Annotated in this window: 12 protein-coding genes and 1 pseudogene; 6 read left to right on the top strand and 7 right to left on the bottom strand. The window is 42.3% G+C overall.

The window, feature by feature from the left end; genetic code table 11:
• Positions 1–15: 15 nt before the first annotated feature.
• The 5 genes and pseudogenes from hisH to hisG form a co-directional block, all read right to left on the bottom strand.
• Entirely contained in the window at positions 16–606 is a 591-nt protein-coding gene (hisH, locus tag P4S60_RS19035) for an imidazole glycerol phosphate synthase subunit HisH (protein WP_337117095.1), read from the bottom strand.
• A complete protein-coding gene (hisB, locus tag P4S60_RS19030; RefSeq protein ID WP_337117094.1) occupies positions 603–1,664 on the bottom strand; it encodes a bifunctional histidinol-phosphatase/imidazoleglycerol-phosphate dehydratase HisB in 1,062 nt (353 codons plus the stop codon). The genes hisH and hisB overlap by 4 nt, the downstream gene beginning before the upstream one ends.
• Complete coding sequence (hisC, locus tag P4S60_RS19025; protein ID WP_337117093.1) at positions 1,661–2,758, bottom strand: histidinol-phosphate transaminase; 1,098 nt, start codon at positions 2,756–2,758, stop codon at positions 1,661–1,663. The genes hisB and hisC overlap by 4 nt, the downstream gene beginning before the upstream one ends.
• Positions 2,748–4,050, bottom strand: a pseudogene (gene hisD / locus P4S60_RS19020) (histidinol dehydrogenase). The gene hisC and the pseudogene hisD overlap by 11 nt, the downstream one beginning before the upstream one ends.
• 6 nt (positions 4,051–4,056) lie before the next feature.
• Positions 4,057–4,956 (bottom strand): ATP phosphoribosyltransferase, encoded by a 900-nt coding sequence (gene hisG, locus P4S60_RS19015; RefSeq protein ID WP_054563881.1) that lies wholly within the window; start codon positions 4,954–4,956, stop codon positions 4,057–4,059.
• Positions 4,957–5,300: 344 nt separating this feature from the next.
• On the opposite strand from hisG, the gene P4S60_RS19010 reads away from it, so the two are divergent.
• Together P4S60_RS19010 and P4S60_RS19005 are read left to right on the top strand one after the other, a co-directional pair.
• On the top strand, positions 5,301–5,534 hold the full coding sequence (locus tag P4S60_RS19010; protein ID WP_337117092.1) for a hypothetical protein: 234 nt from the start codon (positions 5,301–5,303) through the stop codon (positions 5,532–5,534).
• 91 nt (positions 5,535–5,625) lie between these two features.
• The gene (locus P4S60_RS19005) at positions 5,626–6,591 is read left to right on the top strand and encodes a sensor domain-containing diguanylate cyclase (RefSeq protein WP_337117091.1); all 966 of its coding nucleotides are present in this window, start codon (positions 5,626–5,628) and stop codon (positions 6,589–6,591) included.
• A 27-nt stretch (positions 6,592–6,618) separates the two neighbouring features.
• Here the strand turns inward: P4S60_RS19005 and P4S60_RS19000 are convergent, their stop codons facing one another.
• Together P4S60_RS19000 and P4S60_RS18995 are read right to left on the bottom strand one after the other, a co-directional pair.
• Positions 6,619–7,902, bottom strand: coding sequence for a cation:proton antiporter (locus P4S60_RS19000; RefSeq protein ID WP_130167611.1), 1,284 nt, complete (start codon positions 7,900–7,902; stop codon positions 6,619–6,621).
• Positions 7,903–8,127: 225 nt separating this feature from the next.
• Complete coding sequence (locus tag P4S60_RS18995; RefSeq protein ID WP_337117090.1) at positions 8,128–9,207, bottom strand: mechanosensitive ion channel family protein; 1,080 nt, start codon at positions 9,205–9,207, stop codon at positions 8,128–8,130.
• A gap of 388 nt (positions 9,208–9,595) precedes the next feature.
• Between P4S60_RS18995 and P4S60_RS18990 the strand changes: the two genes are divergently transcribed.
• The 4 genes from P4S60_RS18990 (at position 9,596) to tsaB (ending at position 16,446) form a co-directional block, all read left to right on the top strand.
• The gene (locus P4S60_RS18990) at positions 9,596–11,791 is read left to right on the top strand and encodes a M4 family metallopeptidase (protein WP_337117088.1); all 2,196 of its coding nucleotides are present in this window, start codon (positions 9,596–9,598) and stop codon (positions 11,789–11,791) included.
• Between the two features lie 68 nt (positions 11,792–11,859).
• The gene (locus tag P4S60_RS18985; RefSeq protein ID WP_337117087.1) at positions 11,860–13,722 is read left to right on the top strand and encodes a M28 family metallopeptidase; all 1,863 of its coding nucleotides are present in this window, start codon (positions 11,860–11,862) and stop codon (positions 13,720–13,722) included.
• A gap of 104 nt (positions 13,723–13,826) precedes the next feature.
• Complete coding sequence (locus P4S60_RS18980) at positions 13,827–15,743, top strand: ATP-dependent DNA helicase (protein ID WP_337117086.1); 1,917 nt, start codon at positions 13,827–13,829, stop codon at positions 15,741–15,743.
• Positions 15,744–15,753: 10 nt separating this feature from the next.
• Positions 15,754–16,446 carry a tRNA (adenosine(37)-N6)-threonylcarbamoyltransferase complex dimerization subunit type 1 TsaB gene (gene tsaB / locus P4S60_RS18975; protein WP_337117085.1) on the top strand — a complete coding sequence of 231 codons (693 nt, stop codon included), beginning with the start codon at positions 15,754–15,756 and terminating at the stop codon, positions 16,444–16,446.
• Positions 16,447–16,471: the final 25 nt, after the last annotated feature.

The following is a 16,471-nucleotide window of genomic DNA, read 5'->3' as shown; positions in this document are numbered from 1 at the left end:
TATTTTTTGCTGCGCTTACAGCTGCCAATCTAAAAAGTTTTGTAAAAGTCGGGTGCCTACTTTGGCGCTTCGCTCAGGGTGGAACTGCATGCCTGCGTAGTTATCTTTGGCAACAATTGCTGAAAAAGCTTGCCCGTATTCACCGCTAACTAGGGTGGCATCGTTTACTGTGTGCGCAAAGCTGTGCACAAAGTAAACTTGATCTTGCGCTGATAACCCTTTGGTAAGGGCATGCTCTTTTAGCACGCTTAGGTCATTCCACCCCATATGTGGTGAGGTTAATGTGCCCACTTCTAAGTGCTTAACAACACCTGGAATTTTGCCAAGGCAATCAACATTGCCTTCTTCTGTACTGTCACAAAGTAATTGCATGCCTAAACAAATGCCCATCAGCGGACGCTGATATTCATCAATTGCTTGCTGCCAACCACCGTCTTTTAAGCGTTTCATGGCAACAGAGGCATGGCCTACGCCTGGTAAAATAGCACGTTCAAAGCCTTTTAGTTGCTCAGGGGAGGTGATCACCTCAGGATTTTTACCTAAGCGTTCAAAGGCAAAACGAACAGAGTTAATGTTGGCACAACCGGTATTAATTATGGCAATCATAAACACCCCTTAGAACTTGCAGTTTGTTGCGAAGCATCTTTTGCAATAGCAGCGCGAAGTGCTCTTGCAAACGCTTTAAATAAGCCTTCAACTTGGTGATGACAATTACCATCGCTAACCGACAAAATAAGGCTCATGGCGGCATTATCACTTAAGCTTTTAAAGAAGTGCTCAACCATTTGTACGTCTAAGTCACCCACTTTTTCACGGCTAAAATCGGCATTTAATACAAACGAGGCACGGCCCGATAAGTCAATTTGCGCTTCTGCTTTACATTCATCCATAGGGAGTGCAAAACCATAGCGACCAATTTGCGTTTTTGTACCTAGCGCTTGTTTTAGGGCAAGGCCAAGTGCAATGCCAATATCTTCAACTAGGTGGTGCTCATCAATGTGTAAGTCGCCAGTGGCTTGAATATTAAGTCCGATATTGGCGTGTGTGCGAATTTGGTCAAGCATGTGATCGAAAAAGCCAAGGCCCGTGCTAATTTCGCCATTTTTTGTTTGGTCTAAATTAATTTGCACATCGATTTGCGTTTCTTTGGTGTTGCGAGTGACACGGCCTTCACGGTTCGCGGTTGTCAGCTTAGTGACAATGGCATCCCAGCTGCCGTCATACAAAATACCTTCGCAGCATAAGTTATTGGCAAGTCCAATATCAGTTTGGCGGTCGCCAATCACAAATGAGCGTGCTAAATCAACTTTACCCGAGCGCATTAGCTCAGTAAGTAAGCCGGTTTTTGGTTTACGGCAGTCACAATTTTGTTCATCAAAGTGAGGGCAGATCAGAACTTCATCAAATTTAATCCCTTGGCTGTTTAAGATATCCATCATCTTGTCTTGAGCAATATCAAAGTCAGCGGTGGGGAAGCTGTCAGTGCCTAAACCATCTTGATTTGAAACCATCACAAGGCGGTAACCTGCCGCTTGAAGTTGTAATAGAGCAGGGATCACATTCGGCAAAAACACTAATTTTTCTAGGCTATCAACCTGTTTGTCGGTGATAGGCTCTTCGATAATCGTGCCATCGCGGTCAATAAATAAATACGGGTTGCTCATGATAATTCCTGTTCTACTGTATTGCTGGTCAGTGATAAACCATCTAACCAAATTTTTACTTGTTCTAGTTCTTGCTCGTTACCGATAGAAATTCGTAACCAATCATTTTCGCCATATAAGGTGAACGCACGCATCACGAGTCCTTGCTCAAGTGCGATATTAAATGATTGTCTGTCTTTTAATTTTAAGGTGACAAAGTTACCTTCACCGCTCAGTACTTTGATAACAGCAGGTGATTGCTCAAGCCAGCTTTTCAGTTTGGCTTTTAAGCTATTTAAAATTGTCACCTGACGGCGCATTGAAGCGATGTTGTCGCTACTTAATGCATCTGCGGCAATGCTCGCAACCACCGTTGATACAGGGTAAGGCGCAATCACTTTACGAATAGGCGCAAGTAGCTCACTGTTGGCAAGCGTAAAGCCTGTTCTTAAACCCGCAAGTGCAAATGCTTTTGATAAGGTTCTTAGTACCACAAGGTTACTAAACTCGTTGATCAGGCTTGCCGCTGTTTGTTCTGGGCAAAATTCTATATAAGCTTCATCCACCACTACAATCGCTTTACCCGCAAGTTGCTGGGTGATTTTTCTGATTTTGTCTAGGCTTGTCATGCTGCCGGTAGGGTTATTTGGATTACAAATAAACACCAGCTTTGAATCAGCAACCGCAGTGACAATCTCATCAACTGTGCCTTTTAATAACAGCTCTTGAGTTAAACCGTTAATCGCAATGTTGTGGGTATCAGCAGTGACTTTGTACATGCCGTAAGTTGGCAAAAAAAGTGCAATGCTATCTTTAGTAGGGCTACAAAAAGTACGTACTAATAGTTCAATACCTTCGTCAGCGCCACGAGTCATCAGTACTTGCTCAGGCTCTAAATTAACATAGCAAGCGTAACGAGTGATCACTTGCTGAGGCTGCGGATCTGGGTAGCGATTTAAATCTGCTAAATTGATATTTGGCGTACGTGAATACGGGCTTTCGTTGGCGTTTAACCACGTTGTGCCTGTTAGCTTTTCACTTTTAGCTGAACTGTAGGCTGTAAGCGCTGCAATGTTATTTGGCAACAGTGTCGTTATTTTTAAATTATCGCTCATTGTTCATAGCCTCAAGACGAATTGAAACAGCATTAGCGTGAGCATCAAGCCCCTCTGCTGCGGCCAAAGGTAAAATTGCTTTAGATAATTCACGTAAACCATTTTTACTGATGGTTTGCACTGTGTAAGTTCTAAAGAAGTCCAGTAAGTTTAAGCTCGAATAGGTCGCACTGTAACCATACGTTGGTAGTACGTGGTTCGTGCCAGATGCATAGTCACCAGCAGACTCCGGGGTGTAATCACCCACAAATACTGAGCCGGCATTTTTCACTAAGCTTAAATAAGGCTGCGCATCAGCAAGTTGTAAAATAAGGTGCTCAGGGCCATATTGCGCAGACACCGCAAAAGCTTGCTCAACCGAGTCCACTAATATCAAGCTGGAGTTAGCAAGGGCTTGCTCGGCAGTGTCTTTACGACTTAATTTTGCTAGCTGCTCTGTTAAAGCTTGCTGTGTTTTTTCAATAATGCGTTCGCTGTTACACAGTAAAATAACCTGTGAATCCGCACCGTGCTCCGCTTGCGATAATAAATCTGCCGCAATAAACTCTGGGTTTGCACGTTCATCAGCAATCACTAACACTTCAGAAGGGCCAGCAGGCATATCAATCGCCATGCCTGGAATAGTTTGCGCAACAAGTTGTTTTGCCATGGTGACAAAGCTATTTCCTGGGCCAAAAATTTTGTTCACTTTAGGCACTGACTCTGTGCCGTAAGCCATTGCTGCAATGGCACCTGCGCCACCACTTTCTACAATGGTTTTAATACCACATAGTTTTGCCGCATATAAAATGGCAGGGTTGATAGTTTCATCGGCTTTTACAGGTGTAGTAAGCACAACGGTTTGTGCACCACTTAACTGTGCAAGTACCCCTTGCATAATCACTGACGATGGCAATGGCGCACTGCCACCTGGCACGTAAATACCTACTGCTTCAATGGCTTGATATTTAAGTTCACACAATACGCCAGGTTGCGTTGTTAACTTAATGTCTTTAGGTAATTGTGCTTGGTGAAAGCGTTTTACATTGGCATAGGCCGTTTCGATGGCGGCTTTTAACTCGTTTGATAATAACTGCTCAGCTTGGTTTATTTCTTCAACTGGCACTAATAAGCGAGGTGTTTCGCGCTTATCAAACTCCTTTGCCATCTTTAATAACGTCTGCGTCACCTTGTGTTTTAACTGCATTTAAGATGTCGATGCAAATTGCTTCAACCTCTTTACTTGCAGTAACAGCAGGGCGGGTAAGTACCGTCTGCTGTGCTTGTTGATTTTCCTCATTCCAGCGAAACATGGATATTTACTCCATCATTTTTTCAATTGGCATGACAAGAATTGAATTAGCACCCAGTGCTTTTAACTGTTCCATTGTTTCCCAGAAAAGGGTTTCGCTGCTAACCATGTGTAGTGCTACATAATCGTCGCTACCAGCAAGTGATAGTAAAGTCGGTTGGCCTGTACCTGGTAGTAAGTCGCATACTTCATCAAGCTTTGCTTTTGGTGCGTGTAGCATGATGTATTTACTTTCTTTTGCTTGGCGGACACCACGTAAACGCGGCATTAACGTGTTGATTAAATCAAGCTTGCTTTGATCAGTAAGGTCTTTGTTTTGAATTAAACATGCATTTGATTCTAAGATGGTGTCGCCTTGCATTAAGCCGTTTGCTTCTAACGTTGCACCAGTAGACACTAAGTCACAAATTGCATCAGCTAAACCAGCACGCGGTGCGACTTCAACAGAGCCCGTTAACATGACTGTGCTTGCGTTAATGCCTTCGCGTTTTAGATATTGGCTTAAGATTTCTGGGTAAGTAGTGGCAATGCGTTTACCTTCGAACCAGCTTTTATCTTGTGGGCCAAGTTCTTGTGGCCATGCAAGCGCTAGGCGGCAGTAACCAAAATCAAGTTTAGAAAGTTTATTCACTTCAAATGCCACACCTTGGCGTTCGCGCTCGGCTTGTACTTCGACTAGTACGTTTTCACCAACGATACCTAGGTCACATACACCGTCCATTACAAGGCCTGGAATATCGTCATCGCGTACACGAAGTACATCGATTGGCATGTTGGTAGAGTGTGCGATTAAACGTTGTTCACGAAGATTTAATTTGACACCAAGTTGCTTTAGTAACTCTTGGCAGTCTTTTGATAAGCGGCCGCCTTTTTGGATGGCGATTCGTAAACGGTTGGTATTGCTCATTATTCATTTTCCTTTAATTCAAAAACTAAAAACCCCGAGGGAACCTCAGGGCGAAAATAAATAATTTGGTTGATTGCTCGCCAGAGGTTCCTTTTAGGAATAACCTCTCAGCGAAAAACCTGACAGGCTATTCCGGTGAATGATGGTGATGATGGATAGTTGTCAGATTGAAGCGCATAATTTTTCCTGTGTTGCACTTGTTTGTGTAAACCAGTGCGTAAATCTGTTTAAATAAGTTACGTATATAGATAAACATGCTTTGCCAATCTTTGGCAAGCATTTTTTTGCGAAATTAAAGTATATGCTATAACTGCCGATAATAAATGGACAGATAGGAGGTACAAATGGATATCATGATCCCCTTTTTAGGTCGAATTACGCGCTTACAGTTGGAAAGTAAAGGTGCGTTTCATATTGCGGGCGTAAAAGATGCGAACGTGCAACGAATTGAGCTTGAAAAGCGCCAAAAACGTGAAATAGAACGCCGCAAAAAAGCTGCGAAAAAAGATGATAAAGGCAACAAAAGTGCCATAGAAGAAGATGAAGAGGGTAATAAACACCTAGATACATGGGCTTGATACTCAAAATAAGAATTTGTATTTATGCAACTGTGCGGCTTTTTCTGCTAACGTTAAGAAACACTTGTGCTGTAACTTACAAGGCAATTCAATGGAACGACCCTCAGTGCCATCAAATGAGCAAGCTAGGCTTGAAGAGCTTCGCTCATTAGATGTTTTAGACTCTCAAAGTGAACCTGCCTTTGACCGAATCACTCGCCTAGCTCAGCAATTTTTCTCTGTACCAATTTGTGTTATCAGCTTAATTGACGAGCATCGACAGTGGTTTAAGTCATGTGTGGGGTTAGATGTGACTGAGACCGCAAGAGACATTTCATTTTGCGCCCATGCAATTTTATACAAAGACCCCTTAGTGGTTGAAAATGCCTTAAACGATAAGCGCTTTGCAGACAACCCACTGGTAATGGGAGACCCAAATATTCGCTTTTATGCGGGCTGCCCAATTACACTTAAATCAGGAAATAGAATTGGCACTTTGTGCCTTATCGATCACCAACCGCACAGTTTTAACAAACAAGAAATTAAAGCCTTACAAGACTTTGCAGCAATCGTCGAGCGAGAGTTTGCAATCATGCAGTTAGCCACTACCGATGAGCTTACTTTATTGCCTAATCGTCGCGGTTTTATTAGCACCGCAGAGCATTACCTTGATTTATGTATTCGCCAGCATTTAAAAGCAAAATTAGTGTTTATTGATTTAGATAATTTTAAAGCAATTAACGATAAATTTGGTCATGCTGCTGGCGATAGAGTACTGAAAGATTTTGCAGGATTACTAGAGAATAGTTGCCGTAAGGCTGATTTATATGCGCGTTTGAGCGGTGATGAGTTTGTGATTTTATTTACAGATTTAAATAGCAGCGAATGCGACACCATAATGCAACGCTTGTTGTTGTCATTCAGTGACTTACCTAATAGCTTTAATAACCAAGTTGAGCTTGGCTTTTCTTATGGCATTGCCGATTTTTCTGGTCAGCAACCTTGCTCACTGACTAAATTGCTGTCTGCTGCTGACGCGCGAATGTATGCCGATAAAGCACAAAAAAAGGCCCGATAAACGAGCCTTTAGAGTAAAAAGTAGTGCTTAATTTTTTGCTTCTGCTGATTGAATACTACTTTGGATCAACGGCGAAATTGTTAAACCTTGTACGATAATCGAGAAAATCACTACTACGTAGGTGACAATAACAATTAGGTTGTGAAGGTCTGAGCCTGCAATCATTACTTGATCGCGTGGGATGGCAGCTGCCATTGCCAGCGCTAGACCACCCCGTAAGCCACCCCAAGTGAGTATTTTCACCGAGTGCTTATCGTATTGGCGATACTTTTTAAAGAACACAAATGGTGCACCTACACTTATAAAACGAGCCAGCAACACCACAGGTACCATCAGTAAACCCAAGCCAATTTCTTCAAGGGTAATCGGCATGGTGACAATTAACATACCGATGATCAAAAACAACAAGGCATTTAAAAAGCTATCGGTGGCATGCCAAAAATCTTTCACATAGCGAGTATCTTCTGGCCCCGTACGCTCAGTTGCTTTTGAACGGGTAATATTGCCTAGTAAAATACCACTGGTGACCATAGCAAGCGCACCTGAGATTTCCCAAATATTTGCTGCTGCAAAGCCGGCTGTTGGAATGGTCAGGGTTAGTAGCAAACGAATGTTCACATCACGGCTATTAATAATTAAAAAATGCCCAACTAGTGCAATCACGAGACCAAACACGATACCGCCAATGGCATCAACCAAGAACAATTCTGCAACGTCAGTAAAAGTGGCTTCGGTGCCATAAAAGGCCACAGAAAATATCGTTGTGAAAATCACCAAACCAATACCATCATTAAACAAAGACTCACCTTCAACTTGCACAGAAATACCTTCTGGGGCTCGCATTTGTTTAATAATGGCTAACACTGCAATCGGGTCGGTTGGGCTGATTAAAGCACCAAACAACAAGCAGTAAATAAACGGTACTGGCCAGCCTACAAAAGCAAACAAATAATAGCTTAAGTAACCAACAATGACCGTTGAGGTTATGGTTGAAAATAACACTAATGCGGTAATTTCCCACCGTTGTTTACGAAGGGCTGCTAAGTTTATTTCCAGCGCACCCGCGAACAGTAAAAACCCGAGCATGCCTTTTAGTAGCAACTGATTAAAGTTGATACTAGAGACAATTTGGGTCATTTCGAGGGCGGTAGTATCGCCAAGCATTTTAACGGCAAGTATAAGAAGCAAAGAAATAACAACAGAGCCTGTTGTTATAGCAATCGTGGTTTGCATTTTGAGGATATATTGGTTAGCAAAAGCAATAAAAATAGCTAATGCTGAAAGAAAACAAATGAGGTACCAAGCATTCATTGTTTGACCTTAAATATTTGTATAACAAGACGCAGAAAGCAGTCACTTTCTGGCCGCATATAGTACGCCTCTAATATAGGTATGTCACAGTGTTTATGCGATTTTTATGACATTTTAGAGTAAAAATTCAAGGTGCTGATTGCATATGTATAATCGCTGTTAATAATGTCTCAAAAGAGACAAAATAAACCTGACAAAAGCGCAATAGTGATAACCTCAGTTAGGTCAATCAGCCTGTTTAAATTGAGCTGATTCTTGGCTGGTATTAATTGCCCTAATTGGATAAGGGATCACAATTCCTTCTTCTGCGTAACGTTGATGTAATGCTTTGATAAACGCAGATTTCACCCAAAAGCGATTAAAATACTCTTTTACTCTTAACATGACTGTAAAGTTGATACTTGATTGATCAAAGGTATGAAAGACCACAAAGGTCTCGTAATCGTCGATGCCCCATTTATGGCTCTTTAAAATCTGTCTTGCTACATCCAAAGTCACTTGCTCAACTTTTTCAAGGTCTGAGCCATAATGAACACCCACCTCAACGGGAACGCTGAGCTCTTTTTCTGGGTAAAAATAGTTAATGATGCGTGATTTAGACAGCTGACTATTGGGGATCACTATCATGTTGTTCGGCAACATTTTTACCCAGGTTGAGCGCCAACCAATTTTTTCAACAAACCCTTGGTCGCCACTTTCAAGTTCTATAAAGTCGCCGACCCGAATCGGTTTATCAATCACCAACTGCACGCCAGAAAAGAAGTTTTCGAGTGTCGGTTGCAAAGCCAAAGCGACAGCAAGAGAGGTAATGCCCAAAGAGGCAATAATTGGGGTGATTGATATGCCTAACGTGCCTAATAACACCAATAAACCAACACAAACAATTGCACAACGGATCAAGCCCTTAATAATGCTATGACTATTCGAAACCACTATTGAGCGAGCACTGTAATAATCAACGGTACCAAATAAGAAATGGTCTAAAAATAACACTAAGGCAAAAATACAAATGGCTTTAGCGGTGGCTGCAATGGGTAAGGGGTGTTCGGCCATAAAACCGGTGGTGTTTAATAACTGACCAAAAACGATCACAAGCACCATCATTGTGCATAAGGTTAATGGTGTAGATAGAGAGTCAACCAGTAACGAGTCGAACACAAAGTCAGTACGTTGCGTCCACTTTTTTAGGCAGTAGATGATTACAAACTTTAATAAAAACAAGGTTGTGGCAGCTAAAATTGTCCCGCCAATGACGATTAACCAAGGCTCATTAAGCCATTCGCTTTGTATTAGATCAGTAATCATGCTTAGTCCTTAAACCCTAGGTACTTAGCATTGTTGCAAGTTATGTACCCAGACATTTTTATGGATATCTAAGCCTTTAAGCTGTGAATCACAAATAATGAGATGAGCAAAATAAAAACAAATAAAAGGTACAAATGTTTAATAAATGTTATTATTTTGTATCAATAATTTTACACTTTAAATGTATTTATTAACATTTCATAAACCTTTGAATTCCTATCCTGCTGTTAATTATGGCTTTTTAATTTAGAGCTAATACTTTATTTGTAAATTTTTTGTTTCATTTTCAATTTCGCTCCATTCAATCTAGGCTGGTCACTAATCGGGAACAGTGCAGTCCGGTTACTAGGAAAATATTAAATACATAACAATCTAACGGAGCGTAAACGTGAATTTATCTAAAATCACATTAGCAACTCTTGCTGCTTTTGCTTTGACTCAAGCAACAAGTGCAGTAGCTGCGAACAAGAAATACCTAAACGAACAAACAGGGATTAACCAAGCTTTGCAAACCAATGCATCATCAGTATTGAGTGCAAATCCAAATCAGTTAGTTGGTTTAGGTGCAGGGAATGATTTAGTTGTATTAAAAGAAATCAAAACCAGTAACGGCAACACCACGCGCCGTTATCAGCAGATGTATCAAGGTCTACCTGTTATCGGCGATACGGTTAGCCTTACATTTGATGGTAATGGCCAATTAAAGCGCGCACATGGTGCAGCGGTGTATGACATTGCCGCCGACATCGACTCAGTGTCTCCGGCACTAAACAAGAAAAAAGCAATGGCAAAAGGCCTTGCTAACTCACCGGCTGCAATTAAATCAGTTGGGTTAAAAAAGCATAATGAACAATCACGTTTAGCTATTTGGCTAGATGAAGACAGTGTTGCACACCTCGTGTATGAAGTATCTTATGTGACGTATGGCGACAACCCATCTCGTCCGTATCAAATTATTGATGCTAACAGCGGTGAAGTTTTATTTAGCTTCGATAACTTACAACATGCCAGTGCAACAGGCCCAGGTGGTAACTTAAAAACGGGTAAGTACATTTATGGTACTGATTTTGACAGCCTAGATGTTGCTCAGTCGGGCAGCACTTGTACGATGAACAACGCCAATGTAAAAACCATTAACCTAAATGGTGGTACAAGTGGTTCGACAGCATATTCGTTTACATGCCCAGAAAATACCTTTAAAGAAATTAACGGTGCGTACTCGCCTTTAAATGATGCGCATTATTTCGGTAACGTAATTTTTAATATGTATAACGATTGGGTCGGTACTGCGCCATTAACTTTCCAATTGCAAATGCGCGTTCATTACGGCAGTAATTACGAAAATGCGTTTTGGGATGGTAGTGCTATGACCTTTGGTGATGGTCAAAATACCTTCTACCCACTGGTTAGTCTTGATGTATCGGCGCATGAAGTAAGCCATGGTTTTACAGAGCAAAACTCAGGCCTCGTTTATTCTGGTAAATCAGGTGGTTTGAACGAAGCGTTTTCTGATATGGCAGGTGAAGCGGCTGAGTTTTATATGAAAGGCTCAAACGATTGGTTAGTGGGTCAGGAAATCTTCAAAGGTAACGGTGCACTTCGTTACATGAATAACCCAACCCAAGATGGCAGCTCGATTGACCATCAAAACAATTACTACTCTGGTATGGATGTGCACTACAGCTCAGGTGTATTCAACAAGGCATTTTATAACCTTGCAACCACACCAGGTTGGGATACGCAAAAGGCATTTGTTGTGATGGCGCGTGCTAACCAACTTTACTGGACAGCCAGCACAAACTGGGATTTAGCAGGTAATGGCGTGATGGATGCAGCATGTGATTTAAGCTATGACCCAGCAGATGTTCAAGCGGCACTTGCGGCGGTGGGTGTGACTTCAAGCTTAAGTGCGGGTAGTAGCTGTGGCACGACTGAGCCACCTCCAAGCGGTGATGAAGAACTAACTAATGGCGTTGCGCGCACAGGGATCAGTGGTGCAGCGAAAGATCAAATGTTCTTTACTCTTGAAGTGCCAGCAGGTGCAACGAATTTACAATTCAATACAACTGGTGGAAGTGGTGATGCAGACCTTTACGTTATGTATGGCTCAAAACCAACACTGAGCAACTTTGATTGTAAAAGCACTTCATCTACTAGCACAGAAAGCTGCGCTATTAGTAATGTGCAAGCGGGTACTTACTATGTAATGGTAGAAGCGTGGAATCAAATTTCAGGTGTATCACTTACAGGTAGCTTTGATTCGGGCAGCGGTGGTGGTGTAACACCAATTAACCGCATTGAGTCTAACTTAAGTGTTGGTACAAATAGCTGGACTCGTTTCACGCAAGACCTCGATGCGGGTTACTCGTCACTGGATGTGACTATTTCTGGTGGCTCTGGTGATGCTGACTTGTATGTGAACTTTGGTTCGCAATCGACAACATCTAGCTATGACTGCCGTCCTTATAAAAACGGCAATAGCGAAACCTGTACATTTACAAACCCACAAGCGGGTACTTGGTATATCGACCTTCGCGGCTATCGCGCTGCAAGTGGTGTAACTCTCACCATTTCGGCTAACTAGCCACCCTTTTAGGGAGCTTCGGCTCCCTTTTTTATTTTATTAAAATACACATCATAAAAGGATTGATTATGACAACCCGTCTAAAGCAGTGCCTCGTGGGTTTTACCACGCTATCACTGAGCCAAGTAAGTTATGCAGCGCAAGACGAAACAATTTGGGTCACCATTGATGCCCTTGCTGCACAACATTTTCAACAAGATACAGTGAGTAAACGTAAACAAAGCAGTAATTTTGCGATGCAAAAATCGGCTTTGAATCAAGTTAATTTTATGCGCGTTAACAAGCAGGATATCGCTGGTTTAAGTGAGTTTATGCACGATAACTATCATCGTCGCGGTGGTTTTGTCGCCCATGACTCATTAGCAGATGCCGAGCTTTATACTCAGCAATTAAATGCGGTTTCGCAAGGTACAATGAATGCGAGTTTTGTTAATTACAGTATTGATAATGCCGCGACAGTTAATGCGCTACTATCATCGATTGATAGTAGTGAACTGAGTGATACGGTTAATAGCATGATGAACTTTCATAACCGATATTATGCAGTGCAAAGTGGTGTTGATGCAGCAGATTGGTTAAAGAGCCATTGGCAACAAATAGCCAGTAGCCGCAGTGATATAACTGTTGAGTATTTTAACCATAGCTTTTCTCAATCATCAGTTATTGTGACCATTCCTGGTGCAGAAAAAGCAGATGAAATCGTCATTATTGGTGGTCATTTAGACTCAATCAATCAGTCTAATCCAAGTAATGGTCGAGCTCCTGGTGCAGATGATAATGCCTCGGGTATTGCAGTGCTCACACAAACCCTCAAAGCAATTGTGGAAAATAACTACCAACCTCAGCGAACCATTCAAATTATGGGGTTTGCCGCTGAAGAGGTAGGCCTTAGGGGCTCAAAAGATATTGCCCAAAGTTATAAAACACAGGGTAAGAATGTTGTAGGCATGGTGCAGTTTGATATGACTGGCAATAACGGTAGCAGCACAGATATTGTGATGATGACGGATTACACTAACTCATCGCAAAATCAGTATTTATCGCAGTTACTCGATGCTTACCAGCCCACAGTGAGCTATGGCTTTGATCAATGTGGTTATGGCTGCTCAGATCATGCCTCTTGGTATCAACAAGGGTTTGCCGCCTCAATGCCATTTGAATCAACAATGAGTGATATTAACCCATTGATCCACACATCAAATGATGCCCAATTTGATGCGGCTCACGCCAGTAAATTTGCAAAATTGGCAGTGAGCTATGTTGCTGAAATGGCAAAGAACGTTGGTGATGTTGTAACTGAGCCAACTAATCAGCTTGAAAATGGCGTAGCTAAAACAGGTTTGTCGGGCGCAGCAAAAGATCAGTTACACTTTACACTTGATGTACCCGCAATGAGCAGTAACCTTGAGTTTGTAACAGAGGGTGGCTCGGGCGATGCTGATTTATACGTTAAATTTGGCGCTAAGCCGACATTACAGGACTTTGATTGTAAAAGCACAACCTCTACAAGTAATGAAAGTTGTGTGATGTCGTCAGTTCAAACTGGCACGTATCATGTCATGGTTGAAGCGTGGAATGAGATTTCGAACGTGTCACTCACGGGAAGTTATAGCACCTCAGATGGCGGCGACAACGTTGATCGAACTGAGACAAACGTGAGTGTCGCTACCGGTAGTTGGCAGCGCTTTACTCAACAAATACCAGCAGGCTTTGGTAATTTAACGGTGACGATTACTGGTGGTAGTGGCGATGCTGATTTGTATGTTAACTATGGCTCAGCGTCAACAAGTTCAAATTATCTATGTCGGCCTTACAAAAATGGTAACGAAGAAAGTTGTCAATTTGATAACCCACAAAGTGGAACTTGGTACATAGATTTACAGGGTTACCGAGCTGCATCAGGCGTGACATTAACGATTCAAGGACAATGATTTAAATGCAATCATACTTTTAACCATGAGGAAGCCTTGCTTCCTCATTTAGTCTTGCCCTTGGCAAGTCAGTTACGTAAAATCTGCCCATCACTTTTAATCTATTGGCGAAGTTTATCAAACAACTTTTCAGTGCCACTGGCCCCCTTGCACTTTCTCTTGATGGATATATTCCTCGGCAGCCACAAATTGACATGGCTGTTGCAGTTGATGATGCCTTAAAAAAACGTCACCAATTAGTGGTTGAGGCGGGCACAGGCACGGGTAAAACCTATGCTTACTTAGCGCCTGCGTTAAAATCAAAAGGCAAAACCATCATCTCTACGGGTTCAAAAGCACTACAAGAGCAGTTGTTTCACCGTGATTTACCCAATTTAGTCAAAGCACTGAGCGCCACTAAAAAAGTCGCCCTTTTAAAAGGCCGCGCAAATTATTTGTGTACGTATCGTTTAAGTCAGCATGTTGCGCATGTGCCAACTGATGATCCTGATGTAATGCATCAACTCGCGATGGTAGCAAAGTTTGCAAGTGAAACCCGTTCCGGCGATTTAGCAGATTGTATCGGCATAGAAGAAGACGCTAAGGTACTGCCTTATGTTAGCTCAACCGCAGATAACTGTTTGGGTAAAGAGTGCCCCGATTTTCAAGATTGCTATATTCGTAAAGCCCGCTTAAACGCCATGGAAGCTGATGTGGTGGTGATCAACCATCATTTATTCTTTGCCGATATGGCTGTAAAAGACACGGGTTTTGCTGAATTAATGCCTACGGCAGATGCCTATATTTTTGATGAGGCGCATCAGCTTAGTGAAATTGCCAGTGACTATTTTGGTGAAAGTGTTAGCACGAAAAAGCTGGTGGATTTAATTAATGACTTACGAGCAATTTACCGTGCAGATATCCCAGATATGCTGCAATTAGGTAAAACCCTCAACAAGTTAGAAACCAGCGTGGCAGATTTACGCTTGCAGTTTGGGGTTGATGGGAGTCGTGGTGATTGGCGTGAAAAGCTGGCCGATAAAGATATTTGTGCAGCACTGCACCGAGTAATTAGCGACCTCGACTTTTTATACCAAGTATTAAAGTTATGCTTAGACCGTAGCGAAAAAATAGAGCATCCGTTTGAGCGTACGCTGGCCTTTAAAGGTCAGTTAGAGCGGGTATTTGATACAGCCCAAACGGGCTATAGTTATTGGTACGAAACCACTCGCCGATACCTAACGGTAAACATTACACCGCTAAATGTATCGGCTAAATTCGCACAAATGATGAAAGACACAGGAGCAGGTTTTGTGTTTACATCGGCAACTTTATCGGTCGATAACGAATTAGAACACTTTAACGCTAGCCTTGGCTTAAAGCCAACGCAAAGCATGATTGTTGAAAGTCCGTTTGATTATCAACAACAAGCGCTACTTTGCTTACCACGCTACTTACCTGAGTCTCATGCGAATAATATGCCTCATGCTATTATCAAGCTGACCCTTGAGTTGATTAAATCAGCAAAAGGTCGCTGCTTTGTGCTCTTTACTAGCTATCGTATGATGCACTTAGTGGCTGAAGGTTTAACCACACAAATGGATTATCCGGTTTATATGCAAGGGCAAATGTCTAAACGCATTATCCTTGAGAAGTTTACCCGTCACGGTAATGCCGTTTTACTCGGCACAGCCTCATTTTGGGAAGGCGTAGATGTTAGAGGCAGCACATTAAGTTGTGTTATCATTGATAAATTGCCGTTTGCCGCACCTGATGACCCATTATTGCAAGCAAAAATGCAAGATTGCCAGCTGCAAGGTAAAGACCCATTTGCGCATATTCAATTACCTCAAGCGGTCATTGCATTAAAGCAAGGGGTAGGGAGACTTATTCGCGATAGTAAAGATAAAGGTGTGTTGGTTATTTGCGATAACCGCCTAGTAACACGCCATTACGGCCAAGTATTTTTAAAAAGTTTGCCACCCATGCGCCGCACGCGCGACTTAGCAATGGCAAACGCGTTTTTAGAACAGATCAATTAGAGTAACTTAGATGATTAAACACAATATTCTTGCCTTAGATGCATCAACTGAAGCGTTATCGCTGGTGCTACATTATCAAGGGCAAACATTTCATCATTTTGAAGAGTGCCCACAGCAGCACAGTCAAAAGATTTTGCCTTTAATTGATGAGTTACTGGCAAAGGCGCAATGTAAACTAACCGACTTAGATGTTATTGGCTTTGGTCAAGGACCGGGTAGCTTTACTGGCGTGCGTATTAGTGTTGCGATTGCTCAAGGTTTAGCGTATGCCGCACGCTTACCTTTGGTTGGCGTATCAACATTGCAGATGATGGCGCAACAAGCGTTTGAACAAGACCAAGCCAGCGATGTGTTTTCTGCCATTGATGCACGTATGGGTGAGATTTATTACGCTCATTATAAAGCTGATGATAATGGTTTAATGCTGCTTGTTGATGAAGAGCAAGTCATTAAACCTGAGTTGCTAACGTTACCTGAAACAGCTGCAACTGCAGTGGGTACGGGTTGGCAGACCTATCCTGCACTTGTTACAGAACTTGCAAATGTAAGTCTAAATGAGAACATTTTATTGCCTGATGCAAAGTACATGCTGGCCTCGATTGCAACTGCCTATGCTCACGGTGATACAGTGACTGCAGCGAATGCGCAGCCTAAATATGTTCGTGATACAGTGACTTGGAAAAAGCTACCAGGCCGAGAGTAACAGAGAGAGTAACGGGACTTGCGTG

It is taken from the genome of Pseudoalteromonas sp. Hal040 (genome assembly GCF_037162425.1).
GTDB classification, from domain to species: domain Bacteria; phylum Pseudomonadota; class Gammaproteobacteria; order Enterobacterales; family Alteromonadaceae; genus Pseudoalteromonas; species Pseudoalteromonas gelatinilytica.
This window is presented reverse-complemented; position numbering and strand designations above follow the sequence as displayed.